Consider the following 10020-nt stretch of genomic DNA (forward strand, 5'->3'; position numbering starts at 1 on the left):
CTTCATCTTGAGTGCCTCTTTTCGTATTGGGATTTGTTCTTGCCGGAACGTTTCCCAGTATACAAGAGGCGCTTTTTTCTTTCAAAGCTCAAATTACTTCATTACAGGAATGGCTCCTTATAGTCCAGAACTCAATCTTATTGAAGGACTCTGGAAATGGCTGAAAGCAGATGTAATCAACAATGTCTTCTACCACACAACAGCTGAGATCCGAATCAATGTTCAAGCATTTATGGATCGAGCAAGTTGAACGATATGCTGAATATCAATTCCATGCTTTCTTGACCTTCGGTAATAAGGTTCAGTGTACTTGGTTTTATAATCGGAGCTACATTTACAACAGATTCAACGGGCAGCTAATTGTTCAGTATCATCCCCACAACATTTTCAGATATTCCTTTTACTACTTCCATCATGATTTTATTTTCATCCCTAGGAGGCTCCATGGTTTAGGAGTTGATCAATGCTGATGCCAAAAACTTCAGATAACTTCGGTAATAACGTATATCTGGGAACGAATCACCCATTTCCCATTTGGAAACTGCCTGTCTTGTGACATTTAGACTTTCTGCAAGTTTAGACTGCGTTAGGTCATGTTCTTTTCGAAGCTTTGAAATATAGGCTCCAAATTTTTTAATATCCATCCTTCACCTCACACTGTTGTTATTTTATATATAAACAATAACAACAAAGTTATAGATAAAAAAGCAATTAACAGTTGCGTTCACATAGTGGTTTGGATCAAACAAAATTAATGTTAAAAGGTAATAAAGTATTAGACTTAAAATAATCAAGACTTAAACACTTAAGGAAACAAAATAAAATAAAGGGTTCTACATATTATGCATGACTAATATGTGATCCCTTTATTTTGAACTCCCTTGGTACGATATGTTTTTTTCACGAATGCTCGCTTATTCGCAGGATTTCGCCCGGTTGGTAAGGACTGAAAGACAAGAAGTAGACTTCGGCAACATGAAGGCGCACGGGAATAAAGGGGGATCATTGTCGCCCCATATCCTTCCATTTACTGCACGCATTCTCCACGCCGCCCTTGGAGGTTTTCACTCCCATGTCTAAACGGGTCAGTGCCCTCTCATTCCTTCGTTACGCCTATCCAAGGGGTGGAGGGCGGTCTTGCTATCGTTACGGGTCTGCGCCCTTTGGTTCAATATATCCGGTACTCCGTGCTTTCTTTAAAATCCTGCGAATAAGCCAAAACTCGTACAACGAAACGGTAGAATATAAGTTAAGCTGCTAGCTGAATAGGCAACGTTTTAGGAGGGTTATAGGCTTCGCCGCTGCGAGCCATTCCAACTAAGATTCTGGCTAATTTTCCACAAAGTTTCATAATGGACCTCATTTTCTTCATCTTCTTTACCTGTACATTGTAGGCATGCATGGCTTTGAACTCCGGATTGTTCGCGACTAAACTCATGGTCATCAAGAAGATGAAACGTCGGAGACGAGAGCGCCCACGTTTGCTAATCTTCATCTGTCCGGTCCATTTACCGGAGCTTGCTTCTGCAAGGTTAAGACCAGCATGACGCAGTAAGGCATTACCATGAACAAAACCGCTTAAATCCCCCGCCTCACCTAAAATACCAGCTAGTGAAATGGCACTAATCCCTTTGACAGCAAGCATGGATTCCGCAAATGGAATGCGATCTAAAACGGCAACAATCTCCGTTTCTACCGTTTGCAATTGCAGGCAAGCAAGATCGTACTCATCGAGCAGCTGCTTCAAGTGAAGCTTGTAGGCATGTGTGGCTTGCTTAGAACCCACAGATTTACAAGCCAATGAGATAAGAGCTCGGGCTTTTCGATCACCAGAATGTCGTTTCACAAGCGATTTCCAGCCTCGTAAGATATCTTGAGGCTGTAATTTTCTCAATTCTTCGGGCGTTGGGAAAAGACGAAGTGTGGCCAATGAACCGATACACATGATGTTTTTGAAAACTTGTCGCAGCTCAGGAAAAACAACGTCGACCCAGCGATGAATTTGGTTCTTCGCACTAACGAGTCTCGTTACGACAGAGTCGCGGTTTGAGAGAAAAACACGTAATTCTTCAAATGCTTCTGGTGTGCCCGCGAGTGAACGAGTAGTAGCCGTTTTTGACCATGTCTGCGATAACGAGAGCATCCTTTTTGTCGCTCTTGGATGGCGTATTGTCGCGGTTTTCCTTGTTCTTTTTCACAAGATGTGGATTAACGAGAACAACTTCAAAATGACGATTTGAGAGCCACTTGGATAGGTTAAGCCAGTAGTGTCCGGTAGGCTCCATGCCAACAATGGCTGCCGTTAAAGCGTGAGCGGTTTGCAGCGATTGGATCCACCGAAGAAGGCTGTGAAAACCATCTTCATCATTTGAGAAGGATAGAGGATTACCGACCACGATTCCTCGGAAATTAACAGCACGAGCGACATGTGTTTGCTGTGCGATGTCGATCCCGACGACTGGATGATGGAATTTTTAGGGCTATGACCCGTTGCGTACTTCCATCGTACCGAGGCGCTCGTTTTTTTGCAAAGCGGAAATTTAACGCTCTACAGGAATGCTATCGTGTCCCGTTAGTTTAACCAACTTTAATATAATCCGATTTGTGCAAGTCGTAAAATACTATGTCTTCGTAAATCCCAGACTTTAAAATATGTTTAGGGAGAGTGTCTTTAAACTTCATCCCAACTTTACTCATTACTTTGTAAGATGCTGGATTTTTCGTCATCGCAGCAGCGTAAATGCGATTTAACTGCAATCCTTCAAAGCCGAATTCAACTACGGTCTGGGCGGCTTCTGTTGCAAAGCCTTGCCCCCAAAATGAGTGACCTACCCAGTAAGCCAATTCTGCTTCATTATCTGTTTTGGATACGCGCAAGCTCATACAACCAATTAATAACTCATCCTCTTTTTTGACCATTGCGAATGAAAATATTTCGCCTTTTTGAGCCGCTTGTAGGATGCGTTCAATCCATGCTTCAGCCGCACCATCAGGATATGGGTGGGGTATAGAGAGCGTTGTACGTGCAACTTCTTCGGTTCCCGCCAGTGTTTGAACCATTTTTGCATCAGAGAGCTCAAATAATCGGAGCATTAAGCGATTGGTCTCAAATTTAGGGTTCATATCCTGCCTCCACTATTCATTTTATTACAATTACGTTAGGAGACCATCCAATTCCTTTTTCCTAACTCAAAATATAAGTAAAACTCACCACGCAAACCTGCCCAATAGCTTAATGAAACCAGGGAGCAGAGTCTCGCTATCTGTTCCCCTGTAGCTGACGTTTATGTTGGTCCGACGGAGGCCATTCTGTCTAGCTTATTATAAATTTAGGTTTTATCTTCAAACCCCCATCGTTCCAGTAGCCACTTATTATCAATAATATCCTCCTCAGTTAATCGGCCCAATTTCATTTTTGCAAGTAGAAGGAGGTCTTTATGATCTGTGTACGTAAAGTCCTTGTAGATTTCCTGATTCTTTTTATGGAATACATGGATTAGCTCAGTTAGTTCGAAATAAGGCAAAGCCCCTGATTTCCATTCCAAAAAAGATTGATACAAGGGTTCCAGAGCTTGCTCAGTTACAAATTTGTGATACTCATCAATAATCTCACGATCTTGCTGTTGTTTTTGTTGTTTAGGAGTTAATCTGCTCTCCAAGTTATTTGTCTCCTTTTTTATATTGAGCCATGCCCTGTAATACCGCCGCTTCTCCAAAACAAAACGACGCTAAAAGAACCGACGATAAAATTCTCGCCGACGTTCGCCGCGCAGTTGAGCATATATTTGGCTAGTTGATGTTTTTTCATGCCCCAACATGCCTTGTATGAAATCTAACGGTGCTCCGTTATCAAGGAGTTGGCATGCATAGGTATGACGAAAGCGATGCGGGTATACATTTGCTTCGAGCTCGCCCCGACCTGCAAGCCGCTTTAATGCCCACCTGAGTGTTGGAATGGCCATTCGTTTAACTGGATTCGTATCGGTTACAAATAATGCTTTACACGAGTCATCGCGACTTTGGTGTCAGATTCATTGTTTTACTAAATAAATGAAATAGTCCTTTCAACACTCTGCCCACCTCATCATGAAAAAACTCTAGTTCCCCCGCTGCTCCAACGGTTCTGAAGAGGCTAGTACCACGATCTTGAGATGCCTCTATGGGTCGAAGTTCATATTTGTACCATGGTTCATAAGCTATATATAATTTTGAATTTTCAATTGTTATTGTAGGGGTAAATTTTTTTGTTATTACTTAAGTATTTACCAGTAAAACAGTCATAGGGAGAGTGATTAACGATAATATTTTTAGAAGATTGAGGTATTGCTACCTCCTCCCCCCATACAATACGAGCCACATCCTTTAAGATCACTGCCGGCTGAGACGGATGTACGTTGCTCATAACAATGATCAATAAATCCTCATTTATGAATCTTTGATATTCTGTCATAAAACCATCGACTGCACCGCTGAGCCCAATAACTTTATGAGTTTGGAGCGAATTTTCCAGTATAACCTCGTTAGAGATATTCAATCCATATCCATAATTAGTAGCTCCATTTACTACAACTTGTGGTGTCATCATTAAGTTTCGCGATTTTTCAGACAGTAGCATATCTGAATAAAAGGCAATATCCCACAAATACAAATCTTCAACAGTAGAATACAGCCCTCCTGCCCCCGTCATTATAGACATTTCTAAATAGTCAGCATGCACATAATTTCCCCATACCTTGTAACCGGAAGCTCGATTAAGCAAGACAGCAACAGAATTGTCAGTCCCAGTATTATACATACCCAAGGGTTTAAAGATTGATTTATCAAGAAAGTCACTAAAGCATTCACCTGTTACAAGCTCAATAATTCGCGCAAGGACTATATATCCTGAATTACTGTAAAAAAATCTCTCCCCTGGATTGAAGTCCAGAGGTAAGTGCTTAAAATGTGTTATGGTCAATTCAGGTGGTGAAAAAACGCGAGCCATTGATCTATATTCTGGAAAATTGGTGAAATTAGGTATCCCTGAAGTGTGTGTAAGAAGATGATGAATCGTAATTTTGTCACCATTTGGATAGTCATTAATAAACCTACTTAGCTTATCATTAATTGATAGTTTACCTTGCTCTTGAAGCAACAAGAAAGCTGCTGCCGTAAATTGTTTGCTGACCGATCCAATACGAAATTTCGTCTCAATTTGGTTTGGTACTAAATGCTCTCGATTAGCTAATCCCCATCCTTTACTAAGTAAGCGATTACCTGATTGTTCTACGAGAATCGTTCTACAAAAACCATCTACACTTACTTGTCCTTCGATGTAGGCATCTAATTTATCAACTACCCGTTTCTCCATTTTTGTTATGTTCCCTTTCATTAATTGAAGTTAGATTGTATTAGTCCCCCTCATACATTTTCTTTTCCTTAATTTTCTCTTCTTAGGTTGCGTTATCCTGCCCGTTAGCGTAACGAAGGCTACCACTCGGCAGCCCTTTTGGTGTTCAACTATCGTTTCCCGTTAGCTTAATGCATTATTTTACAATCCTTACCAAGGTCTTTTCAGGAATTTCAATCTGCTCAATGTCAAAGTTGATGATTTGAAGGACTTTCTCGCCTTCTCGTTTTTCGGTTTCTTCACCCACCCAACAACTATATAACTCGAAATAATCGCCCTTCTTTAAATAGCCATCCATGATTTTGCACAGTTCTAACAGCTTCTTTTTGGATTCCGCACATGTTTCCGGGTTCATGTCATCTGTAATCTCTATACCCCATTGGCTCGAAACTTCATAAACATAAGACGTAGTGAACTGATATTTCTTAACATTGAGCAGGTGTTCTTCACTTGCAAAACAACGGCCGATATAAAAGAAGTCGTCCGTATATTCCTCGTCATTAGATGGCACTTCAATATTACAACCAATGTAGGAAGCTAAGCTCATTATTACGTCCCCCTTTTTGTTCATCACAATTATTGTCGCCAAGTTTATTCTTGAATTAAACTGCCCGTCCCTCAATGCTACAAGGGAGCATATCAGCGGTGATATGCTCCCTTGTAGCATTCAACTATCGTTACCAGTTAGCTTAATCGGGGAATTTATAGTTATTCATTTATTTAACGAATCACAAATTTCCTCTAACTTTAGACCGCGTAATCCTTTAACTAAGATGACATCATTTTTTTATTATTCGGTTACATTCAGATACAAGATCTTCTTTTGAGGTAAAATGCTTCACTACTCCTTCTAATTTTGAACCACTAAGTGTGTCAGACATAATTCTGCTTAAATTACCAATAGTAAATACGGTGTGTATTTTTGATGTGTCAATACTTTTAGCTACTTCTTCATAAAATTCAATTTCTTTATCTCCCCATTCCAACATGTCACCTAAAACCAAAACCTTTTTATTAAAACCATCTAGATTAGAATCTGTCTCTATTGCTGCTTTCATCGAAATAGGGCTTGCATTCCATGCATCGTTTCTTTAGTGTTCTCGAGTCGATTGATACCCCCTGGATGTTTATGATTTCAGGAGATTTTAAAGACGCAGTTACTCCATCCTTGAAAATCACATCGTACCAAGGGAGTTTAATGGTAGCACGGAAATAGCTCCTTAGAATGTATACATCGTTCTGAGGGGCTATTAATTGTGTCACATCATATCCAATATTGTGTTTTGTGTATCTTCAAGTCGTAAACAATGTCAATTAATAAAAATGCAACGCAGCGATTTCGAACAATAATATCTATGCTATAATACTTGCATTAAGCTTGAGATCTGCGAATGGCAGGGAGAGAATATGAAAATAATTGTTGATCAGCTGGCTGAATCGAAGGTGGCTATTATTGAGAGCGAAGAGATTGTCATCGAGAAGGCACAGGACGCGCTCGACTTGATGGCTTCCGTTAGTTACCATGAGGATTGCTACAAAATTGCATTAAACAAGTCGAACATCACCGAGGATTTCTTCGAGTTAAAAACGCGGCTTGCCGGTGAGATTTTGCAAAAATATACGAACTATCACGTTAAACTCGCCATTGTTGGAGACTTTGACGTCTATGACAGCAAGAGCTTAAAGGATTTTATTTATGAATGCAATAATGGCAAGCAGGTTTTCTTCGTAAAGGACTTACCATCCGCGCTGCAAGCCCTCCACAAGGCCCCGTGACCACATCTGCGATGTGGTCTATATTTTTTCCCCACCATCCTTAACTCAAAATAAATCCAGCTGCTCCACTACCGGAGCAGGCGGTTCATTCGGACTCCCGCCATCCGGACGCGTCAGCCCGAGCAGCTCCATGAGCCGCTTTGCGTTACCTGCCGCATCTCCGCCGGAGTTGTTGTTGAAAATAACATATACATGCTTGCTTTGCTGCTCCAGCAGCCTTAGCTTGTCAGCCCAGTCCAGCAGCTCGGCCTCGCTGTAACGGTACAAATAGCGTACCTCCCGCCAATTTGGCGCGCTGGCCTGATTCCAGCCGGAAACGTTGCGGCCGTGGAACCTAACGATAGTGGCCTCGGCATCCGTAGCCTTCAGCACCGTCGGAATCGATCCTACCCCCGCCTGCGGCTCGTCGCACACGCTGTGAATCCATTGCTCCCGCTCCATGAATGCCAGCGTTTTCTCCCTGTACTCTTCGGTAAACCAGCTTTGATGGCGAAATTCGAGCGCGCAAGTTATTCCGTCCATCCGCGCCTTCGTTTCCCTAAGCATGCGTACATTTGCCTGTGTGCAATCGAACCAAGGCGGATATTGGAACAGCGCTGCCGTCAATCGCCCTGCCGCTATCACAGGCTCCAGCATTTCACGAAACGCCGCGAACATCTCGTTCGTTTCAGTCGCCGGTATGGAAGGACCCCGCTGATGCCCTGTCATGCCCTGATAAGCCTTCACGACAAAATGCAAATTTTCGGGCGTGTCCTCCAGCCATTTTGCAAAACGCTCCTTAGACTGAATCGCGTAGAAAGTACTATCTACTTCCACGAGAGGAAAATGCTTCGCATATTGCCGCAGCTTGCTGCCGGCTTTTGCAACAGAGATATAAAGCTGATCATGATCACCCCAGCCTGCTAATCCAATATGTATCGGCATGTTTTTCCCTCCGTTCCCGCTTTTTAACTATTATACCTAACTTTTATGCAGGAAAAAAACAGCCCCCTTGTAGATGGATCTACTAGAGAACTGTTTTCCGCTTCGTTCATAAGCATAGATTTATAAATACTGATACTCCGAGAAGGCAGCCGCTTGTCCCTTGTAGGCACCGTCCACATCGACCAAATTCCAAACCATCGCTTTCAGGATATAGAACCTTCGTCCCGTACTTGAAATACGAATGCCCGAGTAATTGTCGACATAGCCGTTCGACGTTACCGCTTCAAAGAAACGGTCCCTCTCCTGCCGTTCCATTGACTCTGCCGTAAGCCTCGAAGGTGTACGCGTGAACGATTCTCCTTCCATTTCCCAAAGCTCAAGCCCTCGCCGATTGCCGTAATTCAACACAGGATCGAGCTCCGTCCCGTGCGACAAAATGACGATTGAGGCTTGAAATAGCTGCTCTCTCAGACTCTCGCCCGGCACAAGCTCAAGCAGCTCTTTGCCTGTCCATTTCTTAAAGCTGTCCACCAACAGCTTGGCATGCTCCTCCGTTGCTCCTACGCCGGTCAGCGGTATTTGCATCATGAATTTCCTCCCCGTTTTGTTCGCTTCCATTTATATATCACGGGGAGCAGCGCATGTCCACCTCTTGTTAGCCCTGTGCTCACAGCTCAAGTTATGCCCGGTTAAGCTTCCGCAAACGAAGCAGCGCCGTGAGGATAATCAAAAAAGCAGCAAGCGCCAGCATCGGAATCGTTATAAAACCAAACCAATTTAAGTAATCGCCCTGACAGGAGACCGGGCCGCAAGCCGCAAGCGGCGAGTCATGCGGCAGCTTTTGCAATACCGAATGATAGAGCGAGAAGCCTCCTCCTATTACAACAAGCGAAAGAGCATAGGAAACGATGCCTGTGTCCCCCTTTGAATACGCTATGCCTAGCAATATCGCCAGCGGATACATGAAAATACGCTGAAACCAACACAAGCTGCATGGCGCAAAATGCATCACCTCGCTCAAATACAAGCTACCAGCTGTCGCTAGAACAGCCGCTGCCCAAGCAAAAAATAGCCAAAACGATTTTTTCTTATTCGATTGATCTTCCAGGTTGTTCTCCTCGCCTTCCTTGAGCTTTCATGCTTATGTTTATTTTGGCTCAAAGGAAGGAGGGAGGCATGACTCGAAAGGGCTAGAAGAGTCCAAAAACCTTTTTACAAGTATTCTTGCGTTTCAGATTAACAATATCGTTAATACGCTCCTTTTCGTATACTCCACATACTCCTTGACAGGCTATTGCTGCTCTATCTAAAATAGGCTGATCGTTTGAAAAATCAACTGAAAGAAGGAATCACACATGAAGATAGAGTTGGCATCGGCCAATCATATTCCCGTTATTTGCAAAATAGACAGCCTGGTTATCGGCTCCAGCAGCCGAGAAAATCTACTCGAAGCAGCCGTAACAAAGAAGCAATGCATCATCGCCCTAGAAAATAACGAAACGGTCGGCTTCGCTCTCTTTGATACTTCATTTTTCGGTTACAGCTTTATTCCACTTGTTATCGTCAGCCCTTTGGCTAGAAGAAAAGGCGCGGCATCTGCGCTCATCCATTACATTGAACAAAACTGCAAGACCCAGAAGCTGTTTACCTCTACTAACGAGTCCAATACGGCTATGCAGCGCGTATGCGAATCACTTGGCTTCGTAAGAAGCGGCATGATTGAGAACCTGGATGAAGGCGACCCGGAGTGGATATATTTTAAGCCGATCCATACGCCTTACACAAAAAAGAAGGACTGCCCAGCGGCGGATTATAAACTGGCCCCTTAGTCAAGGACACTTTGAAAAAAAGAGTGTTAAGCTGCACTTAGTAGATGATTCCTGTACTGAACAGGAGTCATCTTTTTTAGTCCCCACTGATATCGGTGATGG

11 protein-coding genes and 4 pseudogenes are annotated in these 10020 nt (G+C 43.0%); 3 read left to right on the forward strand and 12 right to left on the reverse strand.

All coding sequences use genetic code 11. The features are described from left to right. Window positions 1–250: pseudogene (locus RCO25_RS33720) on the forward strand (hypothetical protein); the annotation flags it as partial. 199 nt (window positions 251–449) lie between these two features. Here the strand turns inward: RCO25_RS33720 and RCO25_RS35045 are convergent. The 9 genes and pseudogenes from RCO25_RS35045 to RCO25_RS33760 form a co-directional block, all read right to left on the reverse strand. Continuing rightward, window positions 450–644, reverse strand: a complete 195-nt coding sequence (locus RCO25_RS35045; protein ID WP_374992218.1) for a helix-turn-helix transcriptional regulator — start codon at window positions 642–644, stop codon at window positions 450–452. Between the two features lie 605 nt (window positions 645–1249). Further along, window positions 1250–2465: pseudogene (locus tag RCO25_RS33725) on the reverse strand (IS110 family RNA-guided transposase); the annotation flags it as partial. 112 nt (window positions 2466–2577) lie between these two features. Continuing rightward, entirely contained in the window at window positions 2578–3123 is a 546-nt protein-coding gene (locus RCO25_RS33730) for a GNAT family N-acetyltransferase (RefSeq protein ID WP_309000425.1), read from the reverse strand. 206 nt (window positions 3124–3329) lie between these two features. Beyond that, window positions 3330–3659, reverse strand: a complete 330-nt coding sequence (locus RCO25_RS33735; protein ID WP_309000426.1) for a hypothetical protein — start codon at window positions 3657–3659, stop codon at window positions 3330–3332. Between the two features lie 17 nt (window positions 3660–3676). Next, entirely contained in the window at window positions 3677–3808 is a 132-nt protein-coding gene (locus tag RCO25_RS33740; RefSeq protein ID WP_309000434.1) for a hypothetical protein, read from the reverse strand. A gap of 19 nt (window positions 3809–3827) precedes the next feature. Then, window positions 3828–3962: pseudogene (locus RCO25_RS33745) on the reverse strand (integrase); the annotation flags it as partial. Window positions 3963–4216: 254 nt separating this feature from the next. Next, window positions 4217–5350 (reverse strand): serine hydrolase domain-containing protein, encoded by a 1134-nt coding sequence (locus RCO25_RS33750; protein WP_309000427.1) that lies wholly within the window; start codon window positions 5348–5350, stop codon window positions 4217–4219. 175 nt (window positions 5351–5525) lie between these two features. After that, entirely contained in the window at window positions 5526–5936 is a 411-nt protein-coding gene (locus RCO25_RS33755; protein WP_309000428.1) for a hypothetical protein, read from the reverse strand. A gap of 232 nt (window positions 5937–6168) precedes the next feature. After that, window positions 6169–6462, reverse strand: a pseudogene (locus RCO25_RS33760) (glutamate ligase domain-containing protein); the annotation flags it as partial. Between the two features lie 334 nt (window positions 6463–6796). On the opposite strand from RCO25_RS33760, the gene RCO25_RS33765 reads away from it, so the two are divergent. Next, window positions 6797–7165, forward strand: a complete 369-nt coding sequence (locus tag RCO25_RS33765) for a DUF4180 domain-containing protein (RefSeq protein ID WP_309000429.1) — start codon at window positions 6797–6799, stop codon at window positions 7163–7165. 45 nt (window positions 7166–7210) lie between these two features. Here RCO25_RS33765 and RCO25_RS33770 read toward each other — a convergent pair whose 3' ends face one another. From RCO25_RS33770 to RCO25_RS33780, 3 genes are all read right to left on the reverse strand, one after another. After that, window positions 7211–8089 (reverse strand): DUF72 domain-containing protein, encoded by an 879-nt coding sequence (locus tag RCO25_RS33770; RefSeq protein ID WP_309000430.1) that lies wholly within the window; start codon window positions 8087–8089, stop codon window positions 7211–7213. Between the two features lie 120 nt (window positions 8090–8209). Continuing rightward, window positions 8210–8677, reverse strand: coding sequence for an MEKHLA domain-containing protein (locus RCO25_RS33775; protein WP_309000431.1), 468 nt, complete (start codon window positions 8675–8677; stop codon window positions 8210–8212). Window positions 8678–8768: 91 nt separating this feature from the next. Then, a complete protein-coding gene (locus RCO25_RS33780; RefSeq protein ID WP_309000433.1) occupies window positions 8769–9197 on the reverse strand; it encodes a disulfide oxidoreductase in 429 nt (142 codons plus the stop codon). A gap of 247 nt (window positions 9198–9444) precedes the next feature. On the opposite strand from RCO25_RS33780, the gene RCO25_RS33785 reads away from it, so the two are divergent. Beyond that, window positions 9445–9918 carry a GNAT family N-acetyltransferase gene (locus RCO25_RS33785; RefSeq protein ID WP_309000432.1) on the forward strand — a complete coding sequence of 158 codons (474 nt, stop codon included), beginning with the start codon at window positions 9445–9447 and terminating at the stop codon, window positions 9916–9918. Window positions 9919–10020 lie beyond the last annotated feature (102 nt).

The organism is Paenibacillus sp. LHD-38, assembly GCF_031157315.1.
GTDB lineage: Bacteria > Bacillota > Bacilli > Paenibacillales > Paenibacillaceae > Pristimantibacillus.

What these genes read in the sequence shown, in the direction of transcription:
- RCO25_RS35045 (WP_374992218.1), bottom strand. Translation starts at nt 644, where the DNA reads ATGGATATTAAAAAATTTGGAGCCTATATTTCAAAGCTTCGAAAAGAA.
- RCO25_RS33730 (WP_309000425.1), bottom strand. Translation starts at nt 3,123, where the DNA reads ATGAACCCTAAATTTGAGACCAATCGCTTAATGCTCCGATTATTTGAG.
- RCO25_RS33740 (WP_309000434.1), bottom strand. Translation starts at nt 3,808, where the DNA reads ATGAAAAAACATCAACTAGCCAAATATATGCTCAACTGCGCGGCGAAC.
- RCO25_RS33750 (WP_309000427.1), bottom strand. Translation starts at nt 5,350, where the DNA reads ATGGAGAAACGGGTAGTTGATAAATTAGATGCCTACATCGAAGGACAA.
- RCO25_RS33755 (WP_309000428.1), bottom strand. Translation starts at nt 5,936, where the DNA reads ATGAGCTTAGCTTCCTACATTGGTTGTAATATTGAAGTGCCATCTAAT.
- RCO25_RS33765 (WP_309000429.1), top strand. Translation starts at nt 6,797, where the DNA reads ATGAAAATAATTGTTGATCAGCTGGCTGAATCGAAGGTGGCTATTATT.
- RCO25_RS33770 (WP_309000430.1), bottom strand. Translation starts at nt 8,089, where the DNA reads ATGCCGATACATATTGGATTAGCAGGCTGGGGTGATCATGATCAGCTT.
- RCO25_RS33775 (WP_309000431.1), bottom strand. Translation starts at nt 8,677, where the DNA reads ATGATGCAAATACCGCTGACCGGCGTAGGAGCAACGGAGGAGCATGCC.
- RCO25_RS33785 (WP_309000432.1), top strand. Translation starts at nt 9,445, where the DNA reads ATGAAGATAGAGTTGGCATCGGCCAATCATATTCCCGTTATTTGCAAA.